The 24,335-nt window shown below is 53.1% G+C and carries 28 protein-coding genes; 24 read left to right on the top strand and 4 right to left on the bottom strand.

Going from position 1 to position 24,335, the window contains the following annotated elements:
* The first annotated feature begins 62 nt into the window (after positions 1-62).
* Both MHH28_RS08275 and glnA read left to right on the top strand, forming a co-directional pair.
* Positions 63-473: a MerR family transcriptional regulator gene (locus MHH28_RS08275; protein ID WP_019910684.1), complete on the top strand. Its 411-nt coding sequence runs from the start codon at positions 63-65 to the stop codon at positions 471-473.
* A gap of 29 nt (positions 474-502) precedes the next feature.
* On the top strand, positions 503-1,831 hold the full coding sequence (gene glnA, locus MHH28_RS08270; protein ID WP_405113829.1) for a type I glutamate--ammonia ligase: 1,329 nt from the start codon (positions 503-505) through the stop codon (positions 1,829-1,831).
* A gap of 280 nt (positions 1,832-2,111) precedes the next feature.
* Here glnA and MHH28_RS08265 read toward each other — a convergent pair whose 3' ends face one another.
* Positions 2,112-2,237 (bottom strand): hypothetical protein, encoded by a 126-nt coding sequence (locus MHH28_RS08265; protein ID WP_405113827.1) that lies wholly within the window; start codon positions 2,235-2,237, stop codon positions 2,112-2,114.
* 211 nt (positions 2,238-2,448) lie between these two features.
* Here MHH28_RS08265 and MHH28_RS08260 point away from each other — a divergent pair, with 211 nt between their 5' ends.
* From MHH28_RS08260 to MHH28_RS08245, 4 genes are all read left to right on the top strand, one after another.
* Positions 2,449-2,697, top strand: coding sequence for a hypothetical protein (locus MHH28_RS08260; RefSeq protein WP_405113825.1), 249 nt, complete (start codon positions 2,449-2,451; stop codon positions 2,695-2,697).
* Positions 2,698-2,712: 15 nt separating this feature from the next.
* Positions 2,713-3,069 (top strand): hypothetical protein, encoded by a 357-nt coding sequence (locus tag MHH28_RS08255; RefSeq protein ID WP_405113823.1) that lies wholly within the window; start codon positions 2,713-2,715, stop codon positions 3,067-3,069.
* A 92-nt stretch (positions 3,070-3,161) separates the two neighbouring features.
* Complete coding sequence (locus MHH28_RS08250; protein WP_405113821.1) at positions 3,162-3,383, top strand: hypothetical protein; 222 nt, start codon at positions 3,162-3,164, stop codon at positions 3,381-3,383.
* A 109-nt stretch (positions 3,384-3,492) separates the two neighbouring features.
* The gene (locus tag MHH28_RS08245; RefSeq protein ID WP_405113819.1) at positions 3,493-3,711 is read left to right on the top strand and encodes a hypothetical protein; all 219 of its coding nucleotides are present in this window, start codon (positions 3,493-3,495) and stop codon (positions 3,709-3,711) included.
* Positions 3,712-3,792: 81 nt separating this feature from the next.
* On the opposite strand, the gene MHH28_RS08240 is transcribed toward MHH28_RS08245, so the two are convergent.
* Positions 3,793-4,131, bottom strand: coding sequence for a L,D-transpeptidase (locus MHH28_RS08240; protein ID WP_405113816.1), 339 nt, complete (start codon positions 4,129-4,131; stop codon positions 3,793-3,795).
* 190 nt (positions 4,132-4,321) lie between these two features.
* On the bottom strand, positions 4,322-4,948 hold the full coding sequence (lexA, locus tag MHH28_RS08235; protein WP_340753329.1) for a transcriptional repressor LexA: 627 nt from the start codon (positions 4,946-4,948) through the stop codon (positions 4,322-4,324).
* Positions 4,949-5,145: 197 nt separating this feature from the next.
* Between lexA and MHH28_RS08230 the strand changes: the two genes are divergently transcribed.
* From MHH28_RS08230 to MHH28_RS08145, 18 genes are all read left to right on the top strand, one after another.
* Positions 5,146-5,562 carry a LysM peptidoglycan-binding domain-containing protein gene (locus tag MHH28_RS08230; RefSeq protein WP_405113813.1) on the top strand — a complete coding sequence of 139 codons (417 nt, stop codon included), beginning with the start codon at positions 5,146-5,148 and terminating at the stop codon, positions 5,560-5,562.
* A gap of 109 nt (positions 5,563-5,671) precedes the next feature.
* The gene (locus MHH28_RS08225; RefSeq protein WP_036695465.1) at positions 5,672-5,881 is read left to right on the top strand and encodes a DUF896 domain-containing protein; all 210 of its coding nucleotides are present in this window, start codon (positions 5,672-5,674) and stop codon (positions 5,879-5,881) included.
* A gap of 45 nt (positions 5,882-5,926) precedes the next feature.
* Entirely contained in the window at positions 5,927-6,454 is a 528-nt protein-coding gene (locus tag MHH28_RS08220) for a hypothetical protein (protein WP_405113811.1), read from the top strand.
* 35 nt (positions 6,455-6,489) lie between these two features.
* Positions 6,490-7,275: an HAD family hydrolase gene (locus MHH28_RS08215; protein ID WP_405113809.1), complete on the top strand. Its 786-nt coding sequence runs from the start codon at positions 6,490-6,492 to the stop codon at positions 7,273-7,275.
* Between the two features lie 612 nt (positions 7,276-7,887).
* The gene (locus tag MHH28_RS08210; protein ID WP_405113807.1) at positions 7,888-8,310 is read left to right on the top strand and encodes a FixH family protein; all 423 of its coding nucleotides are present in this window, start codon (positions 7,888-7,890) and stop codon (positions 8,308-8,310) included.
* 169 nt (positions 8,311-8,479) lie between these two features.
* Positions 8,480-11,857, top strand: a complete 3,378-nt coding sequence (gene metH, locus MHH28_RS08205) for a methionine synthase (RefSeq protein ID WP_405116931.1) — start codon at positions 8,480-8,482, stop codon at positions 11,855-11,857.
* A gap of 182 nt (positions 11,858-12,039) precedes the next feature.
* Positions 12,040-12,990, top strand: a complete 951-nt coding sequence (gene rnz / locus MHH28_RS08200) for a ribonuclease Z (protein WP_405116929.1) — start codon at positions 12,040-12,042, stop codon at positions 12,988-12,990.
* Between the two features lie 292 nt (positions 12,991-13,282).
* A complete protein-coding gene (locus tag MHH28_RS08195; RefSeq protein WP_405113805.1) occupies positions 13,283-14,071 on the top strand; it encodes a TIGR01457 family HAD-type hydrolase in 789 nt (262 codons plus the stop codon).
* Positions 14,072-14,116: 45 nt separating this feature from the next.
* The gene (locus MHH28_RS08190) at positions 14,117-14,932 is read left to right on the top strand and encodes an Fpg/Nei family DNA glycosylase (protein ID WP_405113803.1); all 816 of its coding nucleotides are present in this window, start codon (positions 14,117-14,119) and stop codon (positions 14,930-14,932) included.
* The gene (locus MHH28_RS08185) at positions 14,922-15,770 is read left to right on the top strand and encodes a deoxyribonuclease IV (RefSeq protein ID WP_405113801.1); all 849 of its coding nucleotides are present in this window, start codon (positions 14,922-14,924) and stop codon (positions 15,768-15,770) included. Before MHH28_RS08190 ends, MHH28_RS08185 begins: the two co-directional genes overlap by 11 nt.
* Positions 15,771-15,776: 6 nt before the next feature.
* Positions 15,777-16,100 (top strand): thioredoxin family protein, encoded by a 324-nt coding sequence (locus MHH28_RS08180; protein WP_405113798.1) that lies wholly within the window; start codon positions 15,777-15,779, stop codon positions 16,098-16,100.
* The gene (locus tag MHH28_RS08175; protein WP_405113796.1) at positions 16,100-16,882 is read left to right on the top strand and encodes an ABC transporter ATP-binding protein; all 783 of its coding nucleotides are present in this window, start codon (positions 16,100-16,102) and stop codon (positions 16,880-16,882) included. The genes MHH28_RS08180 and MHH28_RS08175 overlap by 1 nt, the downstream gene beginning before the upstream one ends.
* Positions 16,879-17,946: an SAM-dependent methyltransferase gene (locus MHH28_RS08170; protein ID WP_405113794.1), complete on the top strand. Its 1,068-nt coding sequence runs from the start codon at positions 16,879-16,881 to the stop codon at positions 17,944-17,946. Before MHH28_RS08175 ends, MHH28_RS08170 begins: the two co-directional genes overlap by 4 nt.
* A 131-nt stretch (positions 17,947-18,077) precedes the next feature.
* The gene (locus MHH28_RS08165) at positions 18,078-19,598 is read left to right on the top strand and encodes a serine/threonine protein kinase (RefSeq protein WP_405113792.1); all 1,521 of its coding nucleotides are present in this window, start codon (positions 18,078-18,080) and stop codon (positions 19,596-19,598) included.
* Positions 19,599-19,743: 145 nt separating this feature from the next.
* Entirely contained in the window at positions 19,744-21,300 is a 1,557-nt protein-coding gene (locus MHH28_RS08160; RefSeq protein WP_405113790.1) for an ABC-F family ATP-binding cassette domain-containing protein, read from the top strand.
* A gap of 26 nt (positions 21,301-21,326) precedes the next feature.
* Positions 21,327-22,394 carry a ThiF family adenylyltransferase gene (locus MHH28_RS08155; RefSeq protein WP_405113788.1) on the top strand — a complete coding sequence of 356 codons (1,068 nt, stop codon included), beginning with the start codon at positions 21,327-21,329 and terminating at the stop codon, positions 22,392-22,394.
* Positions 22,395-22,408: 14 nt separating this feature from the next.
* Positions 22,409-22,711, top strand: a complete 303-nt coding sequence (locus MHH28_RS08150; protein ID WP_405113786.1) for a Dabb family protein — start codon at positions 22,409-22,411, stop codon at positions 22,709-22,711.
* A gap of 120 nt (positions 22,712-22,831) precedes the next feature.
* Positions 22,832-23,590, top strand: a complete 759-nt coding sequence (locus MHH28_RS08145; RefSeq protein ID WP_405113784.1) for a winged helix-turn-helix domain-containing protein — start codon at positions 22,832-22,834, stop codon at positions 23,588-23,590.
* A gap of 111 nt (positions 23,591-23,701) precedes the next feature.
* Here the strand turns inward: MHH28_RS08145 and MHH28_RS08140 are convergent, their stop codons facing one another.
* Positions 23,702-24,241: a C40 family peptidase gene (locus tag MHH28_RS08140; RefSeq protein WP_405113782.1), complete on the bottom strand. Its 540-nt coding sequence runs from the start codon at positions 24,239-24,241 to the stop codon at positions 23,702-23,704.
* Positions 24,242-24,335 lie beyond the last annotated feature (94 nt).

Below are 24,335 nucleotides of genomic sequence, written 5' to 3'. Positions count from 1 at the left end.
CACGCCATATAAGGAAATGTACAATGAGATGAGAAAAAGATCATTGGAAGGTTGGATGAGTCATGGGTGATGAAATCCGCAGAAATATGGCATTATTCCCTATTGGAATCGTAATGAAGTTAACTGATCTATCCGCCAGACAAATTCGTTATTATGAGCAGCACAGCCTGATCGTACCTGCGCGTACCTCCGGCAACCAGCGTTTGTTCTCTTTTAATGATGTCGAACGATTGCTTGAGATCAAGGCGCTGATAGAGAAGGGTGTCAATATTGCCGGCATCAAGCAGGTGATGAATCCTGTCTCGAAGGAATCTGAGGAAGCTACGGTTATTACCCCTGACACAGAGGTGAGACGTAGAGAGTTGTCTGATTCACAGCTTCACCGTCTGCTGAAGCAGGAGCTGGTTTCCGGTAAAAGACCGGGACAAGTGTCTCTAATCCAAGGTGAGCTATCCCGGTTTTTTAATAAATAATATAGAGCAGTTGAAAGGGAGAGGGTAACGTGAGCTTTTCTAAAGAGGATATTCTGCGCATCGCCAAGGACGAGAACGTCCGGTTTATTCGCCTGCAATTCACCGATCTGCTTGGAACCATTAAGAATGTAGAAATTCCAGTGAGCCAGCTTGAAAAGGCGCTCGACAATAAAATGATGTTCGATGGTTCTTCCATCGAAGGTTATGTGCGGATTGAAGAATCCGATATGTATCTGTATCCGGACCTGAGTACCTGGGTAATCTTCCCTTGGGTGACAGACAGCCGTGTGGCACGCCTGATTTGTGACGTCTACATGCCGGATGGCACACCGTTTGCCGGAGACCCGCGCGGTATCCTCAAGCGTTGTCTGCAGGAAGCGGAAGAAATGGGCTTCACTGCTATGAACGTTGGACCAGAGCCTGAATTCTTCCTGTTCAGAACCGATGAGAAGGGCAACCCGACCACTGAACTGAATGACCAGGGCGGATATTTCGACTTGGCGCCGATGGATCTCGGGGAGAACTGCCGCCGTGAAATCGTATTGACACTGGAGGAAATGGGCTTTGAAGTTGAAGCCTCCCACCACGAAGTGGCTTCCGGCCAGCATGAGATTGACTTCAAATACGCCGATGCCATCAAGGCAGCGGATCAGATTCAGACTTTCAAGCTTGTCGTGAAGACGATAGCCCGTCATCACGGCCTGCATGCAACCTTTATGCCTAAACCGCTGTTCGGCATGAACGGATCGGGTATGCACGCCCACCAATCCCTGTTCAACGGCAGCGAGAATATGTTCTATGATGAGAGCGACACACTTGGTCTTAGCAAGACAGCCCGTTATTACATGGCAGGGATTCTGAAGCACGCACGTGCTTTTGCAGCCATCACTAACCCGACGGTTAACTCTTACAAACGTCTGGTACCTGGTTATGAAGCACCTTGTTATGTTGCCTGGTCTGCAAGTAACCGTAGCCCGATGATCCGTATTCCGGCTTCGAGAGGACTCAGCACACGCGTTGAGGTTCGTAATCCGGACCCGGCGGCTAACCCTTATCTTGCACTGGCTGTAATGTTGAAGGCAGGACTCGATGGAATCAAACGCAAGCTGGATCTTCCGGCTCCGATTGACCGTAACATCTATGTCATGTCCGAAGAAGAACGGATTGAAGAAGGCATTCCAAGCTTGCCGTCCGATCTGAAGGAAGCCCTGAACGAAATGGTTCGCAGCCACGTAATCACCGAAGCCCTCGGCGAACATGCCCTGGCCCACTTCTACGAGCTGAAGGAAATCGAATGGGACATCTATAGAACCCAGGTTCACGAGTGGGAAAGAGATCAGTACATGACGCTTTACTAGGATACAGCAGCCCCCGGCGCTTATAGCGTCGGGGGTTTTTTCAGAATTTATATGTTTTGGGGTTGTTTTATATTGTGATGAAGACATACCAAAAAAACAGGCTTCCCATAAATAGTACAGCAGTCATGCCAAGCAGTACCCCGAGAATGATTTTTTCGCTTCTGTTGTATTTCTTCATTTGATCACCCGATGCTCCTTATTTATTCTTCCTTTCTTAAACCAAACAAGATCGAATCATGATGTTTACCATTCATATATGAGTTTTGACGTCGAACGGATGCTATTCTTCAATGGGAAGCGGGGACTGGAAAATATACCATAGCAGTCCATAAGCTATCCCGAAGTAAAGGAGCACGCCCAGTATGGATATGGACAAAAGAATGATGATAACTTTATTTCCATTCATACATGAACCTCCTACATAAAAAAACTCTCTCGATTTTTAGTGTGAAGGACAGATTGAAGATGAAGACTGAACAAAACCCTTACATCATAATATAGGAATTATAATTCCAGATCAATTCAATTTACATACTATTCCATCTCCTATATACTTGACCAGAAGAGAATTCTAGTGGCAGACATGGGAGTGAATGATGAAGAATACATATAAAATTATGCTTCCGCTGATACTTATCCTGGCGTTGATGGGTCAGGTGGCAGGGGCGGAAGGAGTGGCTGTTCCTGCGGAGACCCAGGAGAGGATCATGGAGCAATATGGGCTTGATGCGCCATCTCCGCCAGTGTGGGATTGGAGCAGCGTTGATATCGGGGGCAGTGGAATTACGGATGGGATGCTGTTCGTGTGCCGGATGATGTTGAATCCGCTGGGGTTCTTGTTGCAAGAGATACAGTATATTCTGTAGATGAGGGGGAAAAGAATGAATCCGCGTTATAGCATGCCGCAGCCTGAACGCAGAGTCCGCAAGAGAACAGGCTGGAAGTGGGCGATTGCCCTTCTACTCATCCTGATCGTTATGGCTGTGCTCAATCCGGGGAAGGAAGAGTTCAGTGCGTATGCCGTTAAGGATCTGAAGGGGACGGGGACGGATTTGGCCGGAGGAATTACGGACATGGTTGCCCGGCCGCTGGTCGAGTCTTTTACTATAAGAGATAATTACATTATCTTCTCTACATTCAGCGTACCGGACGTTGAGAATGGCCGAAGCCTGATCGGGGACCGCTCGGCCAACCGGACTTATCTGGGCTTGTTCAAGATCCTTTTTATCCAGCTGTAAAATAGGTTTACATATTGTTCCAGAACCCGGTATAATTAAATAGATTCGAGATGGAATCTTTAATCATGGTTGTGGAACAAGGAGGAAGGAAGTTGAATACGGCTTATAAAGTACTGTCCAGTGATGCTGATCTCTTCGCTGCTGCACTGGCTCAGGTACAGGTCTACGTCGTTCAGCTGGTCGATGGCAAACCGCATGTGATTGCTGATTATGCCGGACCTGTACAGAAATGGACAGCGGAGTACATTGTGCTGGCCGGTATGACTTATAGACGCGATGAGTTTGAGTTCCGGGTAGGATTGAACAAGAAGTGAGCAGATTCGCTGCCCGTTAACCGCAGCTCTAACATTACTGCCGGATCGCACAATCTTTGAAGTGATTCCTTGCATCTCTTATACTATCAAACGTAGAAGAGGTGTAACGATGAACCAAAGAGAACGAAACCGGATTCGTAGAGCCATTAATGTCCTGCTTACACAGCGGGCCGTCCTGCTGGAGCGACTGGAAGAAATTAACGAGAATCTGCGCAGAGTCCCTAGAGGATCGCGGGCCAGAAGAGAGCTGCTGGAAGCCAGAGCCTCGATCCGTGAAGCCATCCGTTTGAATACTGTGGCTATCCGTCTGTTGAGAAGTGTGCTGTAACCTGTATCTGAACTAATTCATAGCAGTCACAAGAACCCTTGGAGCGCAATCTGGCGCCTCAAGGGTTTTTGTGAGAGCTTTCTATTCCCTGATCGTAACCCGGGTGCCTATAGGGACGATAGCGGACAGGGCAAGGACGTCTGCATTATACATACGGATACAGCCGTGGGAGACCATGTGGCCGATGGAGGAAGGGTCATTGGTTCCGTGGATGCCATAATGCGGTTTGGACAGGCCCATCCAGAAGACGCCGAACGGTCCGCCAGGATTAGGCTGTTTGTTAATAATGGTGTATTCGCCTACGGGCGAGACGGTTAACATTTTACCGATGCCGACAGGGAAGCCTCGGGTAACAACGTCATTATCCAGCAGATACAGCATACGCTGTGACAGATCGACAATGATTCGATAATTGGGCATGAAGATCAGCACTCCTTTATCATCAGGATATGTGCGGATCTGTGCAGCGGTTCACAGGAAAAGTGGCCAAAAAGCCGTATGCGAACAAATGTTTGCATTTGACTTTTTGCCCATTTCACGAATGGAAATAAACAGAAAACAGGCAGCTGCGCATGGTGCGTAGCTGCCTGTTCTTATGCGGGGGAGTAAATTAGTGGATATCGCGGAATAATCCGATGACCCGTCCCAAAATCGTAACGCGGTTAAGGCGGAGAGGCTCGTACGCCGGATTCTCCGGCTGCAGCCTGATATGATCCCGTTCCTTGTAGAAGGTCTTAACAGTTGCTTCATCTTCATCGGTCATCGCTACAACGATATCGCCATTGTCAGCGGTCTGCTGCTGGCGGACGATGACATAATCCCCGTTCATAATTCCGGCATCCACCATACTGTCCCCAAGGACAGATAGCATAAATACCTTGTTATCACCTACATAATGAGCAGGCAGCGGGAAGTAATCCTCAATGTTCTCCGTAGCCGTAATAGGAACACCGGCTGTAACCTTACCCACTACCGGGATGCGGGTAACGGTCTGGACGAATTGATGCACATTCTCTGAATCTTCCTGGCCGAGTAGTTCGATGGCGCGCGGTTTCGTAGGGTCACGGCGGATCAGGCCCTTCTTCTCAAGCCGGTCCAAGTGACCATGCACGGTTGAACTGGAGGCCAGGCCGACAGCCTCGCCAATCTCGCGGACGGACGGAGGATACCCCTTGCTGCGGACTTCATTACGTATAAATTCCAGGATCGCCAGCTGACGACTAGAAATCTTTGACATCGGAATCAACCCCATATACTATGTTTGGGAAAATTATAACATAGAACTTCCGTTCGTACAAACATAAGTTCTAAAATGAGGAAAATAAGAGAACGAAAATAAAGGGAACAGCTGTTCTGAAAAAACTGTTGATCGAAACACATGTTCGTGTTATATTATTTTCGAAAGCAAGAACATGTGTTTGGAGGATGATGATCATGTTAAAGTATAGTACATACAACAGCATCTACAATAATGAGGATATCAAGGTGTCCGCTCCCGGTAATCCAACTGCCCATAGTTATGTAACCAAGCTCAAGGACGCGATTCTTCATAGTCTCACTGCACTCGTATCACTTTTCCGTCAGGTTAGCCTGATGAAGATGGTTCTGGTGCTGATGCTTGTCGTTTCGGGATTTACTGTAGTGGGGAATGTTTTTGCCGGCTCGATCTCTTCCATGAAGCCGGATAAACGGATTGTAGTGCAGCGCGGGGATACCTTATGGAGTATTGCCTTGAATAACAAGCCTGCAGACATGAAGACTGCTGTATATATAGAAGGAATAATGAAGACGAATCATTTAGAGAACAGCGGAATTAAGGCAGGAGATATTTTGACTATACCCGTATACTGACAGAATGCAGCAGACTGGTGATTGACTCGGAGAGCTTTCAGGGGGTAGACCTTGACAAGCTCTTTTTCTCATGGCAAAGTTAAAATGAATTTAGAGGGAGGGAAACGTATTGAATATTGACGAATTGGTCGCCCGCATCAATGAACTGGCACGCAAAGCTAAGAACGGGGGCCTGAATGAAGAGGAACTGGCTGAACGTGCCAAGCTCCGCGAGATTTACCTGGGGAATATCCGCACGAACTTTCGGGCCCAGCTTGATACCATTGAAATTGTGGATAATCCGGAGCATGAAGAAGGCAATAACGGACTTAAGCATTAGCCTGTTGCCTTTTCAGATAATACAGGATGACTAGGGGGAACTTACATGGCCCGTTCTTGGGAAAGAATGGTTCAACGCAACACGAAGCAGATTAACCAGCAAAGAAAGAAGCAGGGGAAGGATTCCATTTACACTTCCGGCACTAAGGCAGCCGCGAAAAGCATTGATATTTTCAAAGGCCGCAATATCGTATTCCCCGTTGTACTGATGCTGCTTGGCATCATGTTCTGGGTGGTCGGCTCGATTGACGAAGCCAAAGGAAGCGGGATTCTGGCCAACTGGCTGGGCGTTGTGCTGTACTTCCTGCTGGCTGCGCTGCTGTTCTTCCGCCGTCCGTTCCTTAAGGTTGAGCGTGCGCGGATCTCTACTATTAAGTACAACCGTGAACGCTTTCTGGCTGCGGCGGATATTGAGAAGATCATTTTATCGCGCAGTGTAGTTACCATTAAGTATAAGGGCAAGCGCAAACAGTGGATTTTCTCCAAGCTGATTAACCGTTATGACACCGCTGCGATGGGGGAACGTCTGGAGCAGTTCGCCAAGAACAACAATATTGAAGTCGTGCACGAATAGGAAGACAGACCAGCATATAGGGAGAGGGACAACTAATGCCGATTACCGCCGTACTATTTGATCTTGACGATACACTGCTGTGGGATGACCGCAGCGTGGAAGAAGCCTTCCGCTATGCTTCTGAGGCTGCTGGAGATATCGTTGATCCGAAGGAGCTGGAGGCTGCTGTACGCAGGGAAGCCCGTTCGCTCTATGAATCCTATGAGACATATCCATTCACGAAGCTGATCGGTATTAATCCGTATGAAGCGCTCTGGGCCAACTTCACTGCCGGAGAACAGCCGGAATTCCGTCAACTGGAGCAGCTTGCACCCGTCTACCGTACGGAATCCTGGCGCCGCGGCCTGGCTTCACTCGGGGTGGAGGATGAGGCGCTGGCTGCACGGCTGGCTGACAAGTTCGCCGCTGAGCGCCGCAGCCGTCCGTATATCTATGAAGAGACGCTTCAGGTGCTGGATCTGCTGCGCGGTAAGGTGAAGCTGCTGCTGCTGACGAATGGCTGCCCGGCACTTCAGCAGGAGAAGCTGGACGGTGTACCGGAGCTTACCCCGTATTTTGACCATATTGTGATTTCGGGAAGCTTCGGCAAAGGCAAGCCGGACAAAGGGATCTTCGAGCATGCGCTCGGACTGCTGGATATTGCTCCAGAGCAAGGGATCATGGTTGGCGACAAGCTTACGACGGATATTCTTGGAGGATTGTCTGCCGGGCTGACCACGGTCTGGATCAACCGAAATAAGAAGGCTTCTGACCCGGAGATAACGCCGGATTACCAGATCAGCCATCTCTCAGAGCTTCTGCCGCTGGTAGACTCCCTATAATTGAAACATCTGTGTTTTTAAAATTGTAAAAGGTCAAAGAGCAACGGTCCTCCCGTCACTGGAGAATGGTTGCTCTTTATTTTTTTAATATATAGGAAACTATAGTTTCCTGCTGCTGTGGAGAAGATGTGTTGGATCAAATGTATGTGAAAAACAGCATACATTGTGCTCACGAGCAGGCACACGGCCTGAATGTATGTGAAAAACAGCATACATTATGTGCTCGCAAAGGTTATCTTATTCATCCATTAGGATGGTGTAAAAGCGATAGCGGTCGCTTGAAAGCTTTCCGCAGGAAAGCTCGCTTCGGAAGCATCAGCAGTCTCCGGATTTTCACCGCATAGGGGAATGAAAAAAAATCTGGAGAGCACAGCGATTGGAACAACGGTCCGTTCACGCAGCGTTCACCCAAGTCCTCACCCAAGTGCTCACAATGAAAGATATGACTATTCTCATGTTCACGAGTGAATCATGCAGCTTCTTTAAGGCAAATTGAATATTATGTGTATAATAGGAAGAGAAGCGTTCTGACTTTCATTGATATACTAGAATTCATATTTTTCTGCTTGTAAGGATGAAGAAGAATCTACCTATGAACCGGGAGGATTTCGGATGATGAAGCCAGCGATACGCAGAGGACTGATATGCATAGTGATGGGGATGACACTTGCCGGATGCTCGGGGAACAAAGAGGATGAGATGCAGATGTATGCTGCCGCGAATTCCTCCATGTCGCCCATTAAGGTGGAACTGAGCTGGACTCCGGAGAAAGTAAGCGCAGGCACAGAGGTTAGCTTCAAGGCTGTGGTGACACAGGACGGTGAACCGGTTGATGATGCCAGAGAAGTGATGTTTGAGGTCAACGATGCGGCGGATAAGAGCTCGAAGGTGGAAATCAAGGGTGAAAGTGCCGGAGAAGGCGCTTATACCGGGGAGCATACCTTTACAGAGGCGGGGGAATTCACAGTCACTTCTCATGTGACTGCCCGGACGCAGCATTCCATGCCGAATGCAAAACTGGTAGTAGAGCCGTAAGAGAATTGGAATCACCGGAAATACAAATAATGCAGGGTGGAAAGGAAGGCTTTCCGAAATCCCTTTATTCTGCTAAAATTACTCTAATGTTTCACTGGGGGGATGGAAAGTGGCCAAATACACACTTGCTGAGAGCTTGCGGCAGCGCATATTGATACTGGATGGAGCTATGGGTACCATGATTCAACAGGTGCCGCTCACCGGCGAGGATTTCGGCGGGGATGACCTGGATGGCTGTAATGAAATGCTGGTACTGACCCGGCCGGAGGTAATACAGGATATTCATGAGAAATACCTGGAGGCCGGTGCAGATCTGATCGAGACGAATACCTTCGGTGCCACCTCGGTGGTACTGGCTGAATATGATATTCAGGACCGTGCCCGTGAGATTAACCTTGCGGCGGCCAGACTTGCACGTAATGCCGCAGATAAATATGATACACCCGAGCGCCCGCGTTATGTTGTAGGCGCTATGGGACCGACCACGAAGACGCTCTCTGTTACAGGGGGAGTAACGTTCAAGGATCTGGTAGACAGCTACGAAGAGCAGGCGGTAGCACTGATCGACGGTAAGGTGGACGCGCTGCTGCTGGAGACATCCCAGGATACACTGAATGTCAAGGCAGGCAGTATTGGTATCCGCAATGCCTTCGAGAAGAGCGGGATTACGCTGCCGGTAATGATCTCAGGAACCATTGAACCTATGGGAACTACACTTGCCGGTCAGAATATCGAAGCATTCTATATTTCGCTGGAGCATCTGAAGCCGGTGTCCATCGGTCTGAACTGTGCGACCGGACCGGAGTTCATGCGTGACCATATCCGTTCGCTGTCCGCGATCTCTTCGGCAGCTATAAGCTGCTACCCGAATGCCGGTCTGCCGGATGAGAACGGGAATTATCATGAGTCCCCGGATTCACTTGCCCGCAAGCTGGGCGGCTTCGCTGAGAAGGGCTGGCTGAACATTGCCGGCGGCTGCTGCGGAACCACGCCGGAGCATATCCGTGCGATGGCTGAAGTGATGGCGGCCTACCCGCCGCGCAAGCTGGACGGCCAGCATCCTCCGGCCTTGTCCGGGATCGAGCCGGTATACGTGGAGAATGAGAACCGTCCTTATATGGTCGGTGAACGGACCAATGTTCTCGGTTCCCGTAAGTTCAAGCGTCTCATCGTCGAAGGGAAATATGAGGAGGCGTCGGAGATCGCCCGTGCTCAGGTGAAGAGCGGCGCACAGGTCATTGATGTCTGCGTACAGGACCCGGACCGTGATGAGACGGAAGATATTATGCGGTTCCTGGAGCTGGTGGTGAAGAAGGTCAAAGTGCCGTTAATGATTGATACGACCGATCCGAAGGTTATTGATCTGGCCTTGCAGTATTGCCAGGGCAAAGCGATCATTAACTCCATTAATCTTGAAGATGGTGAAGAGAAATTCGAGCTTGTCACCCCTCTGATTCATAAGTACGGGGCAGCGATTGTAGTGGGCACCATCGACGAGACCGGCCAGGCCATTCAGGCTAAGGACAAATTGGAGGTAGCCAGACGTTCGTATGATCTGCTGGTCAACAAATACGGTCTGGCTCCGGAGGATCTGATCTTTGATACCCTCGTGTTCCCTGTAGGAACCGGGGATGAGCAGTATATCGGTTCGGCTAAGGAAACGATTGACGGCATTCGTCTGATCAAGGAAGCTATGCCTGCGGTTCACACCATTCTGGGCATCAGCAATGTCTCCTTCGGTCTGCCGGAAGCCGGCCGCGAGGTGCTGAACTCGGTATTCCTGTACGAATGTACCAAGGCCGGCCTGGATTATGCCATTGTGAACACAGAGAAGGTGGAGCGGTATGCATCTATCCCTGAAGAGGAGCGCAAGCTGGCTGAAGAGCTGATCTATAATACAAATGACGATACGCTGTCTGCGTTCGTGGCGGCTTTCCGCGGCAAGAAGGTCGACAAGAAGGAGAAGATCTCTAATCTCTCCTTGGAGGAGCGCCTTGCTTCCTATGTGGTAGAAGGCACTAAGGAAGGCCTGATCCCGGATCTGAATGAAGCGCTGAAGACCTCGGCTCCGCTGGAGATCATTAATGGTCCGCTGATGGCGGGGATGTCTGAGGTCGGACGGCTGTTCAATAACAATGAATTAATCGTGGCAGAGGTGCTGCAGAGCGCTGAAGTGATGAAGGCTTCTGTTAACCATCTGGAACAGTTCATGCAGAAGGATGAGACCTCGGTTAAAGGGCGAATCATGCTGGCGACCGTCAAGGGTGATGTGCATGATATCGGCAAAAATCTGGTGGAGATTATTCTCTCCAACAACGGTTATGAGATCGTCAACCTGGGCATCAAGGTTCCGCCGGAGAATATCATTGAAGCCTTCCGCAAGGAAAAGGCAGATGCCATCGGCTTGTCGGGCCTGCTGGTAAAGTCGGCGCAGCAGATGGTACTGACTGCGCAGGATCTGCGTTCCGCCGGTATTGATGTGCCGATTATGGTGGGCGGTGCGGCGCTGACCCGCAAGTTCACGAAGACCCGTATCCGGCCGGAATATGACGGACTCGTCTTATACGCCAAGGATGCTATGGACGGTCTGGATATCGCCAACCGGCTGATGAACCCGCTGGAGCGGGTGAAGATTGAAGAGGAGGTCCGCCAGGAAGCTGAGGCCGCCGTAGCGGTCGCTCCGCAAGCGCCGCTTCCCGAGCTTACGCGCGCAGTCCGCTCCAAAATCTCGGCGGACGCCCCTGTGTTCAGTCCGCCGGATCTCGAACGTCATGTCCTGCGCAATTATCCGCTGGGCCATATTATTCCTTATGTGAATATGCAGATGCTGCTCGGCCATCATCTGGGCCTGCGCGGCTCTGTGGAGGCCCAGCTTGCAGCACGGGACCCGCGTACGGTTGAATTGAAAGAGACCGTGGACGATATTCTGCATCAGGCGATGCTGGAAGGCACGATCGTTCCGCATGCGATGTACCAGTTCTTCCCGGCCCAGTCACGCGGGAATGATATTCTGGTCTATGATCCGCAGAATCAGGCGAACGTGCTGCATACCTTCACCTTCCCGCGCCAGAATGTGGAGCCGTATCTCTGCCTTGCAGACTTCCTGAAGCCGGTGGAGAGCGGGATCATGGACTATGTGGGCTTCCTGGTGGTCACTGCGGGCCATGGTGTGCGTGAATTATCGACCGAGCTTAAGGATAAGGGGGATTATCTCCGTTCCCATGCTCTTCAGGCTGTCGCCCTTGAAGTCGCGGAAGGCCTGGCTGAACGTGTCCATCATATGATGCGCGACACCTGGGGGTTCCCGGACCCGGCAGATATGACAATGAAGCAAAGACACGGCGCGCGTTATCAGGGCATCCGCGTATCCTTCGGCTACCCGGCCTGCCCGGATCTGGAGGATCAGGGGCCGCTGTTCAAGCTTATGCAGCCCGAGGATATCGGCGTGCAGCTTACCGAGGGCTTCATGATGGAGCCGGAGGCTTCGGTCTCGGCTATGGTCTTTGCCCACCCGGAAGCGCAGTACTTCAATGTGGAGAAGCTCTAAGCCTCCCGCATGCTTACCGGCCAGAAGGGGTTTTCCCCGACTTTTCGGAACCTCCCGGTTAGCGGGAGGTTTTTTGCTGAAAAGATGCTTTTGCAGCCAAAACAGAGTAGAATTCTTGTCATAAGAACAAACAAGATCACAAAAAATAATGAAGACAACAGAAGAGAGAGAGGAGAGGCATGATGGAAGTATATTTTCTCGGAACGAATGCCGGGGTGCCGACGCTGCAGCGCAATGTGACCTCGGTTGCCCTCCGGCTGCTTGAAGAACGGCGAACCTTCTGGATGTTCGACTGCGGGGAAGGGACTCAGCATCAGGTTCTGCGCTCGCCGCTGCGGCTGGGCAAGCTGGAGAAGCTGTTCATCACCCATCTGCACGGTGACCATCTGTTTGGCCTGCCCGGACTCATCTCCAGCAGGGGGTACCAGGGCGGGACGTCACCGCTTACGGTGTACGGACCTCCCGGACTCAAGGCATATCTGGACATTTCGCTGTCTGTCAGCCAGTCCCGGATTCCTTATAAGCTGGAGATTGTAGAGCACAGCGGCGGGCTGATTTTTGAGGATGAGACCTTCAAGGTGGAAGCGGGGTTACTGGAGCACCGGATTGACAGCTATGGCTACCGGGTGACGGAGAAGGACAGTCCGGGGAACCTGAATACGGAGCTGCTGAAGAGCTATGGGCTGAAGCCGGGCCCGCTGTACGGCCGTTTAAAGAAAGGCGAAGACATTACCACCGATGAAGGCGTGCTAATCCGGGCGGCAGAGGTGATCCATGCACCCAAGCGCGGACGTATCGTAGTGATTCTGGGAGATACCCGGCCTTGCCCGGGTTCATTGCCGCTGGCGCAGGATGCCGATCTGATTATTCATGAAGCGACGTTTGGCCATGAGCTGGCCAATATGGCATATCAATATCACCACAGCACGGCGCAGCAGGCTGCGGAGCTGGCACGGGATGCAGCTGGTGCTGAGCTGCTGCTGACCCACTTCAGCTCGCGTTATACTTCGCAGGAAGAGCTTGTTCCACTGCTGAAGGAAGCGCAGGAGATCTTCCCGAATACCCTGCTGGCAGAGGAATTCTGCACCTTCCCGGTCTACCGGAGAACCCCGGGAAATGCCCTTGGGGAATGAATTATTTTCCGGGAAAGCGCAGGAACTGACAGGGCTGTGCCAAAAAAAGCCGGGGGCTGCAGCCGTTCGCTAGCGTTCGACGAAGACTGTTAAATTTAAAGTAAAAGCTAAGGATTAAGGGTACGAAGCAGTAGAGAAAATGCCGAAACAAAGCGGCTCAAAGCCGCAACAGACATGCAATACATTCATTAGCAGCGTGCTTCCCGGAGAAGCTGCCGCTGTTCTGAAAAATAATTCATAGGGTTAATAATAAATAACATGAACAACTTAGTCCGAGTCTACAGGAGGAGTTATGAACAATATCGGAGGCTTGTTAATTGATCTGGATGGAACCTTGTATCATGGCGGCAGAATGATCCCCGGAGCCCAGCGGCTGATCGCGGCGCTTCGTGCGGCGGAGATTCCATTCCTGTATGTGACGAACAACTCTTCAAGAACACCGGCCAGTGTAGCGGAGCATTTGCGCGGAATGGGCATTGAAGCAAGACCCGAGGAGGTCTGCACCTCATCGCTGGCTGCCGCCCGTTATATCGCCGGAGAATCTCCCGGGGCATCCGTGGCGATACTTGGAGAAGAGGGGCTGGTGGAAGCCTGCAGAGAGGCAGGGTTAACCTTGGTCCAGGAGCGTCCGCAGTATGTCGTGCAGGGGATCGACCGTACTTTTACATATGAAGCCCTGGCCCGTGCCTCGCGCTGGATTCGTGAAGGAGCACGGTTTGTCCTGACCAATCCCGACCTGATGCTTCCCTCCGATGACGGGGTGATGCCCGGTGCCGGTACGATCGGTGCTGCTATTGAAGCAGCCAGCGGTGTGCCGCCTGTCGTCATCGGCAAGCCGGAGACGCATCTGGTGACGTATGCGACCTCCCTGCTCGGCATCAAGCCGGAGGATGCGGTGATGGTTGGCGATAATATGAGAACAGATATTTTAGCGGGGGCCAATGCGGGCTGCCGGACGGTGCTGGTGCTTACGGGACTGACAACCAGTGATAACCTGGAGCATTACCAGAAGCTGACCGGAGTCAAGCCTGATGAAATTTGTGCCGATTTAGCTGAACTTATGGTATTGCTCGGTGTATAATGACAAAGGTGACCTTTTGACCATCCAAGAAGGGAAGATGACAATATGCCGGAATTGCCGGAAATGGAGAATTACAGAAAGCTGCTTAGCCAACATCTAATAAATGCTCCCATTACAGGGGTAACCGTAAATAGAGAAAAAACCATCAATATGGAAACAGAAGAATTCGTGAAGGGGTTGGTCGGGGCACGAATTGTGTTCGTGGAACGCCGCGCCAAGCATATTCTCTTCCACCTGCATGATGGCCGCAGACTGCTGCTGCATCTGATGCTGGGCGGACTTCTGTTCTACGGTACAGAGGAAGAACGTCCTGACCGTACCACACAGGTTGAGCTGGCGTTCGGTGAGCATATCCTCTACTTCATGGGACTGCGCCTGGGGTATCTCCATCTGCTGTCCGTCAAGGAAGGGGAAGCCGCAATGGGCAAGCTTGGACCTGAGCTGCTGGACCGCCGGATGACGGCAGAACGCTTCGCGGGCCTGCTCAAAGGGCGGCGCGGCGCACTGAAGAGTCTGCTGGTCAACCAGCAGGTGATGGCCGGAATCGGCAACTGCTATGCTGACGAGATCGCATATGAAGCCCGCCTGCTTCCGTCAACGCTTGTTCAGAATCTGTCGCCGGAAGCGGTGACCCGGCTGTACGACAGCGTGCGTAAGGTATTAACGGAAGCCACCGAAATCGGCGGGTATATGGAAATGCCGTTTATGACCGGCGATACCGTGACCGGTTCTTATAATGATGCCTGTAAAGTGTATGACCGTGAAGGCGAGCCTTGCCTGCGCGGCGGGGGAACCATCGTGAAGACAGAGCTGTCCGGACGCAAGGTATTCTATTGCCCGGATTGCCAGCATGACGCATAGCCCCTTCATAGGGGCGCATGTCAGCATACGCGGCGGGTACGGGCAGGCTGCCCGGTCCGCCAGGGAGAGCGGTGCTACATGCTTTCAGTATTTCCCGAAGAATCCGCGCAGCCTGAAGCCGAAGCCGGTAGACTACCGCGATGCAGCAAGCTGCGCAGAGTACTGCCGTGCACAGGGGATGGCGTCCATTGCCCATACCCCGTATCCGACGAATCTGGCTGCTGCTCCGGGGGACAGAGAGGTGATGACCGTCTCTTTGCGCAACGATCTGGAGATTGCAGAAGCCTGCGGCTCGGTGGGCATTGTGGTGCATTTCGGACATTTTGCCGGGATGGAGCCGTTACAGGGTTATCAAAATATTATACAATGTTTGAATGAGGTACTGGCCGACTGGAAGGGACAAACCCGGCTGCTGCTTGAGAATATGGCAGGCAATCATGGGCAAGAAGGCATGACACCCGAAGAGCTGGTCAAGGTCCGTGAGCTCTGCCGCTACCCGGAGAAGATCGGCTTCTGCTTCGATACCTGCCATGCTTTCGCTGCGGGTATCTGGAATCCGGAACGGACAGAGGAGCTTATCGTACGCGGCGAGAGGCTGGGGTACTGGGCGAATCTGGCGGCTGTACATTTGAACGACTCCCGGTTTCCCTACGGCTCCCGGCGCGACAGACATGCCGGAATCGGCAGCGGATACATTGGAGAACAGGCTCTTAGTGAGCTTGTGAGGATGGAGCCCTTGGCGGATAAAGTGATCGTTATGGAAACAGAAAAGGGGCCGGATGGCACACACAGGGCGGAAATTGCTGCTGTGAAAACTTGGTTTATAGGCGGGGGATGATGGAGAATGAAGGAAATGAATCAGCCGGAGCTGCTGGAGCTGCTGGCCACGAAGGGCGAGCCGCTTGTCCTGTTTCTGCATACCCCGCTATGCGGAACCTGTAAGGCAGCCCGGCGGATGATTGAGGTGGCGGAGCATCTGCTGCCGCCTGGCCTTTTGATTGCGGAGGGGAATGTCAATATGCTCCCTGAACTGGTGAACACCTATCAAATCTCAAGTGTGCCCGCTCTGCTGGCCGTATCTGCTGACCGCAGCGCTGAACCGGATATCATCTATTCCATACACTCTGTTGAACGGGTACTGGCATACATAAGGAGAGTGACATTATAATGATATCATTACAACATCTGTCCCTGCGCAGGGACGAGAGCCAGATTCTTGACGATGTATCGCTTACCATGAAGCAGGGGGAGAACTGGGTCATTCTCGGACGTAACGGCTCCGGCAAGACCACCCTGCTGGAAATGATGACCGGCTACCTGTTCCCCAGCAAGGGCTCTGTTGAAGTGCTGGGGTACAAATACGGTCAATGTGATCTGCGCGAGGTGCGCAAGAGAATCGGTTATATTGGCCCTTCCCTGATGGAAAAGCTCTCGCTAACCGACCCAGTCTGGGAGGTTGTCGCTACTGGCGCCTATGCCTATTTACGCTTCTACCAGGAGATTCCGCAAAGTGTGAAGGACCAGGCGCTTACGCTGCTGGAGGATATGAACCTCGGTGAGCTGGCATATCATCCGTTCGGCTTGTTATCCCAGGGGGAGCGCAAGAAGGCTATGCTGGCCCGCTGCCTGATCGCCGAGCCTAAGCTGCTCATAATGGACGAGCCTTGTGCCGGTCTGGACTTATATGAACGGGAGAAAATGCTGGCCGAGATTGACAAGCTGCGGCAGCGTAATGTTGGAGTGGTGTATGTTACCCATCATGTGGAGGAGATTGTACCGCTCTTCACGCATGTGGCGCTGATCCGCGACGGGAAGCTGGCCGGAGCCGGTCCCAAGGAAGAGGTGCTGACGCAGGAGATGCTGAAGGCTACCTACGATCTTCCGGTCACGGTTGACTGGGATAACGGCCGTCCCTGGATTAAAATAAGTTCTGGAGGCTCATCGATTTGAACGATTTCACAGAAGTTACACCGGAGCAGGACACTGCTCCGCAGGATAAGATCCTCTCAAGATACATCTGCACGGCCAACCACGGCTTCGCCCCCTACGCGCAGGAGGAGCTTCGCCGCCTGTTCGGAGCGGTGAAAAGCACCTTGCTGCTGCCGGGAGAAATCTTCCTGGCTTCGCTTGAGGCGGAGCCGGAGGAGGTGGCGCAGCAGCTGGCACAGAACCTGCCAATCTTCCTGCGCCACATCCAGCCTGTAGATTTCCAGGACACCGGCGATCTGCCGGCGCTGGAACGGCTGGCCGTGTACTTAAGCCGGCGTACGGAGCTGGAAGGACAGAAGGTAGCGCTGCATGTCCGTAAGGGCGGGGCTTCCTTCTGGGAGCAAAGCCCGGGCGAGCTGCGCGAATGGCTGCAAGCCAGGCTTGACACCCTCGGTGCCGAGTTCACAGTACAGGAGCCGGCGTGGGTGATCTCTGTCTATGCAGACGGTGATGCGCTGTATGCCGGTGTATCCCGGCCGGAGGACAACCTGTCCAGCTGGAACGGGGGCATGATCCGCTTCCGCAAGGAGGACGGGCAGATCTCGCGGGCCAAATTCAAGCTGATGGAGGCGGAGAAGGAATTCGCCATTCCGTTCTACAGCTTCAAGAATGCGGTCGATATCGGCGCATCTCCGGGCGGCTGGACTTCGTTCCTGCTGGAGCGCGGCCTCAAGGTTACTGCTGTCGATCCGGCACTCATGCACGAGTCCTTGCGCAAGCATCCGGGCCTGAAGATTCTGCGCAAAAATGCCGGTGAGGTCAAATTCCGTGAGAATGAATTCGATCTGCTGGTCTGCGATATGAGCTGGAGTCCCAAGCTGATGGCTAAGCTGGTCACAGAGCTGCTGCATAGCCTGACTCCGGGCGGCAGCGCAATTGTTACAGTGAAGCTGATGCACAAGAAGCCAATGGCCGTGATCAAGGAGATCATCACCATGTTTGAAGGCCAGCGGATGCAGGTTCAGCGCGCGAAGCAGCTGTTCCATAACCGTGATGAGATTACACTGTACATGATTAAGTATTAATCCATTCTTGGAAGGATCAAGGGAAAGCATCCTGCGGTCTGCACCACCGGCTTCTTGCCGGTTACGGTGCGGCAGTGGGGGGCTTTTTTTGCGTTATACAACATCATTCTATGAGAACAGGCGGGGAAGAGATGGAATTCACAGGAAAATTAAGCCCGGGACAGATCCTGGGAGGACGCTATTATGTCACCGGGCTGATCGGGACAGGCGGCATGAGCCGGGTATATCTGGCCGAGGATATGCGGTTGCCGGGCATCCTGCGGGCGGTTAAGGAGAGTGTGATCCAGGAGAGAAGCTATGGTGCAGGAGCAATTGAGGCGGAAGCGGAGCTGCTCATCTCGCTGCATCACCCCCTGCTGCCGCATATAGCGGATTTCTTCCCGCCGGACCCTGACGGCTACAGCTATCTGGTGATGGATTATATCGAGGGAATCACCCTGCATCAGTATATGGCAGAGCGGCCTGCTGCTCTGGCGGGAGAGCGAATCCTCAGCTACGCCCGGCAGCTGCTGGAGGTGCTGCATTATCTACATAGCCATCAGCCGCCGATCATCTACCGGGACCTGAAGCCTTCGAATATCATGCTGACTGGTGAGCATGAGCTGAAGGTCATTGACTTCGGGATCGCGCGCAGGCTGAGAAGCGGCTCCGGTGAGGATACGGAGAAGCTCGGTACCGCCGGGTTCGCAGCCCCCGAGCAATACGGAGGCGGGCAGAGCAGCCCGTTGTCGGACCTGTACGGTCTTGGGGCGCTGCTGCTGTATATGGCCTCCGGCGGCGAGTTCAGCGCCTGGCAGCCGGGTATGGAGCGGAAGCTGCAGGGGCAGCTCCACAGCCGGATGATTCCGGTCATCAGACGGCTGCTGCGGCATCACCCGGAGGAACGGTATGGCAGTGCAGAGGAGGTGAGGGTGGCCCTACAGCAACTGGAGGCTGGCGGTGCGGGGGATGCAAGGCATCAACGGGTGCACATACGCAAGGCTTCGGATGACCTGCAATTGCAGCAATCTGCTGAGGTAGTGGCCGTATTAGGAGTGTCCCCCGGGCTGGGGACTACACATACCTCACTTGCGGTAAGCCGCTGCCTGTCACAGTCGGGGCGGACGGCATGGGTGGACGGAAGTCCAGGTTCGCAGGTATTTAACCGCATGAAGGAAATGGCGGGGGCCTCTGAAATAGGCGGTGTTCAGGGTACGCAGGAGCAACCGTTCACCTGGATGGGGGTGGACTACTGGAAGCTTCCCCCTTCGTACGGGCTGCCGCAGAGGCCGGACCAAGCATATGCTTACATCGTCCTGGATCTTGGAACCGGCGGCGGTGAAGGGGCATTGGAGGCGTTCAGCGGCAGCAGATGCCCGTTATTAGTCGCCTCAGGGGCAGACTGGCGGCTGGAGGATACCCTGCACTGGCTGCGCCGCAGAGGTCTGACTCCCCGCCCGGAATGGCGGATTGGTCTGCCGCTGGCTGGGGAGCATGCTGTGACTCTGATGGCTTCACTGCTAAAGCCTGCCAGCGTATACAGCCTGCCGCTTCAGCAGGACCCTTTTCAGAGCAAAGGGAAGCTGGTTCAGGCCATCAAGGCAATGCTTGGGCCGGTTAGGAGTGGCCGCTTTCCTGCAAAGAATAATAGGTTTTTTCAGAAAAAGAGCTGAACGCTCAGGACTTTTCGGCTGATTTTCAGAAACCGGGCTTAATTTCTATTTCAGTGCAGGGTGCAGGTGTGCTAAAATGGAGCGATATCTACAATTATTGAACCTCTTGGTATTTACAATATAGAATGGAGCTTGCAGAGAATTTATGAGTTTACTTAGTGTAGAAGACGTTTCCCATAATTTCGGGGACCGGGTGTTGTTCAAGGATGTGTCTTTCCGTCTGCTGGATGGAGAGCATGTAGGGATCGTTGGCGCGAACGGCGTCGGCAAATCGACGCTGATGAATATTTTGACCGGCAAATTATTGAAGGACAACGGCAAGGTGGAATGGACGCCGCGGGTCCGTTACGGATATCTGGATCAGCATACCCTGCTTACCGCCGGTAAAACCGTGCGCGATGTGCTTAAGGATGCATTTCTGCCGCTGCTGGAGCTGGAGCATGAGATGCTGGCGATTACGGAACGAATGGGGGATGCGACTCCGGAGGAGCTGGACCTGCTGCTTGAGCAGATGGGCGACATTCAGGAGCAGCTCGATATCGGCGACTTTTACCTCATTGATGTGAAGGTGGAAGAGATGGCGAATGGCCTGGGCCTGACTGCGATCGGTCTGGACCGGGATGTCACTTCCCTGAGCGGGGGACAGCGGACCAAGGTTCTGCTGGCGAAGCTGCTGCTGGAGAAACCGAATGTATTGCTGCTCGATGAACCTACCAACTATCTCGATGTGGAGCATATTGACTGGCTGACGAATTATCTGAAGCAGTATCCTTATGCGTTCATGCTGATCTCCCACGATACGGAATTCATGAATAAAGTGGTTGATGTGATCTATCATCTGGAGTTCTCGAAGCTGACCCGCTATACGGCCAATTACGAGAAGTTCCTGGAGATGGCGGGGATGAACAAGGCGCAGCATATTGATGCGTACGAGAAACAGCAGGATTTCATCAAAAAGCAGGAGGACTTCATCCAGCGCAACAAAGCACGTGCCTCCACTTCGGGCCGGGCCAAGAGCCGTGAGAAGCAGCTTGGACGGATGGAGCGGATTGACAAGCCGGAAGAGGCGATGAAGCCTACATTCCAGTTCAAGGAGAGCCGGGCCAGCGGGAAGACGGTGTTCGAGGGCGTTGATTTCGAGATCGGGTATGACCGTCCGCTGCTGCCGGGTAAGCTGAATATGATGATAGAACGCGGTGAAAAGATTGCGATTGTCGGTTACAACGGGGTCGGCAAATCTACGCTGCTCAAAACTATCCTGGGTGTCATCCCTACGTTCAGCGGAAAAACGTATCTTGGTGATTATTTGAGTTCCGCCTATTTCCAGCAGGAGCTGAAGGCCCAGAATATCACGCCGATTGAAGACGTATGGAGTGAGTTCTCCGGTCTGACCCAGAATGAAGTGCGCGGCCATCTGGCCCGCTGCGGGCTCAAAAATGAGCATATCACCCGTCCGATGAACATGCTGAGCGGCGGCGAGCAGGCTAAGGTACGCCTGTGCAAGCTGATGATGCGTGAGAGCAACTGGATTCTGTTCGATGAGCCTACGAATCACCTTGATATTGTAGCCAAGGCTGAGCTGAAGCGGGCGCTTATGGAATATAAAGGTACGATTCTGCTGGTGTCCCATGAACCGGAATTTTACGAGGATTGGGTAAGTAAGGTCTGGAATGTGGAGCAGTGGTCTGCTCAGACCGTATAATCATAAAGAAATGGGGCTGTTCAGAGATGGGTCCTGATTCAAATACGCAACTTCCGGCCTCTTCAGCCGGCAGGGACGGCAGATATTCAAGACAGGTCCGCTTCACGCCATTCGGCGCGGCAGGACAGCAGGGGCTGGCACGTTCCTGTGTGCTGGTCGTTGGAATGGGGGCGCTGGGGACCGGCATCGCCGAGACACTGGCCCGCTGCGGGGTGGGGCGGCTTATACTGGTTGACCGTGATTATGTGGAGTGGAGCAACCTGCAGCGCCAGCAGCTCTATACGGAAGAGGATGCCCGTGTGCGGGTTCCCAAGGCGGCCGCCGCCCGTACCCGGCTGATGGCGGTCAATTCGGAGATTGTGATCGAAGCCCATGTGCTGGATGTTCGTGCAGAGGAGCTGGAGAGCCTGCTCCCCGGTGTGGATCTGATTATGGACGGAACGGATAACTTCGATACCCGGCTGATCATCAATGACCTGGCGCAAAAGCACAGCATCCCCTGGATCTACGGGGCGTGTGTGGGTAGCTATGGCATCACGTATACCATCCTGCCAGGCGAGACTCCCTGTCTGAATTGTCTGCTGGGCACGATTCCGCTCGGCGGGGATACCTGCGACACGGCGGGTATCCTTCCGCAAGCGGTGCAGATGGTTACAACGAATGGAACCGCGGAGGCGCTGAAGCTGCTCGGCGGATTCAGGGACAAGCTTCGCGGCAAGCTGCTGACCTTCGATATCTGGCGTAATGAGCAGCAGGAGATTGGCGTCAAGGCGGCGAAGAAGGATGACTGTCCTTCTTGCGGTGAATCACGGAGCTATCCGTATCTGTCAGCCTCTAACACAGAGCGTAGCGATGTGCTGTGCGGCAGGGATACGGTGCAGATCCGTCCGGCACACCGTAGAAGTCTTGACTTGGAGGAGACAGCTGCCCGCCTGTCCAGGCTCGGCAGCGGCAAGGTGGAGAGCAACCCGTATCTGGTTTCATTGACAGAGGAGCCGTACCGGATGGTTGTGTTCGCAGACGGGAGAGCCTTAATACATGGAACCAGTGATATCGCTGCCGCCCGCAGCTATTATCACCGGTATTTCGGATAATGGAGGAGATCACAATGAACAAGGGAGCCATCCGTCACATGGCGGTATTTACACTGAAATCCGCCCCCGATTCAGAGGAGACTACAGCTTTCCTGCGGGATGGAGCTGAGATTCTTAGCGCGATTCCGGCGGTCGAGAATTTCGAGGTGCTGCGTCAGGTCAGCGCCAAATGTGAGCACCAGTACGCCTTCTCAATGGAGTTCGCAGATCAGGCGGCTTATGACGCCTATAATCATCATCCGGCGCATCAGGCTTTTGTAGCAGAGCGCTGGGATACCCAGGTGGCTGCATTCCAGGAGATTGATTTCGTACGGTAAATTTCATAATTAGTTCCGCGAAGAGACCATTCCCCGAATGGTCTCTTTGTTTTGCGGGAATTCTAAGCTTCATCTGCGGCGGCACAGCCGGTGCAAGACGGGTACAGGGGGACTATTCCGGTGAATGAAAAGATAGCGTGGTACATACCCGGTTCGCTCCCGGATAGCCGTGAAGCTGATGCAGACAGAGGGGATGGGATTACAGGCCATACCGGGCTTGAAGAGGCCCTCCGCAGCCTTGGCATGACAATAGCAATAAGCGAAGACCTGGATAGTCTTCGCTTATTGCTCTCAGGCGGGGAGCCTGTGCTTCTGCTCGCGGAGCTTGCGGAGCCCGGAGGCTGGGCGGGCTGGGAAGCAGTCTCAGAGGCGCGGAAGGAGGGGATGATTCTGCCGGTAATGGTCATCTCCGGGGGCGCGTCTGGAGAGAAGGGGGAGGCGGCTGTCGCCGTATTCGATGCCGGAGGCAACGAATACATGGAGCAGCCTGTACATACCGGTGAGTTCAAACGCAGAATATTGAATTTGCTTAAGCTGACAGGCCGCCGCAGAGATACGGCCTCGCTGCTTAAGGTGGACGGATTGCTCCTCGATCCTGGCCGCCGGCAGGTCAGCCGGGATGGAACCGAGCTGAAGATGACCCCGAAAGAATTCGATCTGCTGTATTATCTGGCAGAGAATCTCGGGGAAGTCTGTCCGCGTACCGAGATTTTGCAGCAGGTATGGGGGTATCATTTTCATGCGGACACCAATGTGGTGGATGTGTATATCCGGCATCTGCGGCTTAAGGTGGATAAGGGCCGCCGGAATAAACTGATTCATACGGTGCGTGGAACCGGATATGTACTGCGGGCACCGGAGAGCGGGGCCACAAGCTGACGGCCGCTGCGAAGCAGCTCTCCGGCTGAAAGACTTGAACTCTTATGGGCTGCGACATATCAGCAAGCCTTAAGTTCTATCTGGAACAGGCGACAATGAAGCTTCGTGCTGTTACAGTACGCGGCGTGATTTCAGGTAGGTTTTTTTCCAGTTGCCCGAATTCAGATCCGAGATGGTCACGCCGGGTGAGCCGTAAGTGTGCAGGATCTTGCCATTGCCGGCATATACAGCCACATGGGTGACGTTCTTGCCGTTGGCCCGGCTTCCACTGGAGAAGAACACCAGATCGCCGACACGCAGATTGGCCTTGCTGACCGATTTACCCGCTTTAGATTGGGCTACAGACGTACGGGGCAGATCTACACCATATTTTTTGAAGATAAATTGAGTAAAGGAGGAGCAGTCAAAATAACGTGTAGTTGAAGTGGAGGCACCGAACTTGTAACGTGTACCCAGATACTTTTTGCCGAAGCTGACAACTTTGGAGCCGCTGGCAGATGCGGATACGGAATCGGCAGATACGGAATCAGCGGATACCGCTGAAGCGGCTACTGGGGCAGTTCCCGCTCCGGTTGCGAGTAAGGCGCTGAACCCGATTGTTGTGCACAGACCGATTGTAATAGCTTGCTTGAACCATTGTTGCTTCTTCATGTTATATACCTCCGAGGTTGTAATTATTCTAGTAGTTTCGTGCTCTGATTCGTAGTATAGCAGGTTATGGTAGACCTAAATTATGGAAGGGACA

Origin of the sequence: Paenibacillus sp. FSL K6-1217 (assembly GCF_045040735.1) — a bacterium.
In the GTDB taxonomy this organism is placed as follows: Bacteria; Bacillota; Bacilli; order Paenibacillales; family Paenibacillaceae; genus Paenibacillus_AQ.
Note: the sequence above shows the minus strand (reverse complement) of the source record. Positions and strands in the feature narration are given on the sequence as shown.

What these genes read in the sequence shown, in the direction of transcription:
- MHH28_RS08265 (WP_405113827.1), bottom strand. Translation starts at nt 2,237, where the DNA reads ATGAATGGAAATAAAGTTATCATCATTCTTTTGTCCATATCCATACTG.
- MHH28_RS08220 (WP_405113811.1), top strand. Translation starts at nt 5,927, where the DNA reads ATGGCCCGTTCTTGGGAAAGAATGGTTCAACGCAACACGAAGCAGATT.
- MHH28_RS08185 (WP_405113801.1), top strand. Translation starts at nt 14,922, where the DNA reads ATGACGCATAGCCCCTTCATAGGGGCGCATGTCAGCATACGCGGCGGG.
- MHH28_RS08195 (WP_405113805.1), top strand. Translation starts at nt 13,283, where the DNA reads ATGAACAATATCGGAGGCTTGTTAATTGATCTGGATGGAACCTTGTAT.
- MHH28_RS08260 (WP_405113825.1), top strand. Translation starts at nt 2,449, where the DNA reads ATGCTTCCGCTGATACTTATCCTGGCGTTGATGGGTCAGGTGGCAGGG.
- MHH28_RS08245 (WP_405113819.1), top strand. Translation starts at nt 3,493, where the DNA reads ATGAACCAAAGAGAACGAAACCGGATTCGTAGAGCCATTAATGTCCTG.
- MHH28_RS08165 (WP_405113792.1), top strand. Translation starts at nt 18,078, where the DNA reads ATGGAATTCACAGGAAAATTAAGCCCGGGACAGATCCTGGGAGGACGC.
- MHH28_RS08230 (WP_405113813.1), top strand. Translation starts at nt 5,146, where the DNA reads ATGTTAAAGTATAGTACATACAACAGCATCTACAATAATGAGGATATC.
- metH (WP_405116931.1), top strand. Translation starts at nt 8,480, where the DNA reads ATGGGTACCATGATTCAACAGGTGCCGCTCACCGGCGAGGATTTCGGC.
- MHH28_RS08155 (WP_405113788.1), top strand. Translation starts at nt 21,327, where the DNA reads ATGGGTCCTGATTCAAATACGCAACTTCCGGCCTCTTCAGCCGGCAGG.
- MHH28_RS08275 (WP_019910684.1), top strand. Translation starts at nt 63, where the DNA reads ATGGGTGATGAAATCCGCAGAAATATGGCATTATTCCCTATTGGAATC.
- MHH28_RS08150 (WP_405113786.1), top strand. Translation starts at nt 22,409, where the DNA reads ATGAACAAGGGAGCCATCCGTCACATGGCGGTATTTACACTGAAATCC.
- MHH28_RS08160 (WP_405113790.1), top strand. Translation starts at nt 19,744, where the DNA reads ATGAGTTTACTTAGTGTAGAAGACGTTTCCCATAATTTCGGGGACCGG.
- MHH28_RS08255 (WP_405113823.1), top strand. Translation starts at nt 2,713, where the DNA reads ATGAATCCGCGTTATAGCATGCCGCAGCCTGAACGCAGAGTCCGCAAG.
- MHH28_RS08210 (WP_405113807.1), top strand. Translation starts at nt 7,888, where the DNA reads ATGATGAAGCCAGCGATACGCAGAGGACTGATATGCATAGTGATGGGG.
- MHH28_RS08190 (WP_405113803.1), top strand. Translation starts at nt 14,117, where the DNA reads ATGCCGGAATTGCCGGAAATGGAGAATTACAGAAAGCTGCTTAGCCAA.
- lexA (WP_340753329.1), bottom strand. Translation starts at nt 4,948, where the DNA reads ATGTCAAAGATTTCTAGTCGTCAGCTGGCGATCCTGGAATTTATACGT.
- MHH28_RS08140 (WP_405113782.1), bottom strand. Translation starts at nt 24,241, where the DNA reads ATGAAGAAGCAACAATGGTTCAAGCAAGCTATTACAATCGGTCTGTGC.
- MHH28_RS08175 (WP_405113796.1), top strand. Translation starts at nt 16,100, where the DNA reads ATGATATCATTACAACATCTGTCCCTGCGCAGGGACGAGAGCCAGATT.
- rnz (WP_405116929.1), top strand. Translation starts at nt 12,040, where the DNA reads ATGGAAGTATATTTTCTCGGAACGAATGCCGGGGTGCCGACGCTGCAG.
- MHH28_RS08180 (WP_405113798.1), top strand. Translation starts at nt 15,777, where the DNA reads ATGAAGGAAATGAATCAGCCGGAGCTGCTGGAGCTGCTGGCCACGAAG.
- MHH28_RS08240 (WP_405113816.1), bottom strand. Translation starts at nt 4,131, where the DNA reads ATGCCCAATTATCGAATCATTGTCGATCTGTCACAGCGTATGCTGTAT.
- MHH28_RS08215 (WP_405113809.1), top strand. Translation starts at nt 6,490, where the DNA reads ATGCCGATTACCGCCGTACTATTTGATCTTGACGATACACTGCTGTGG.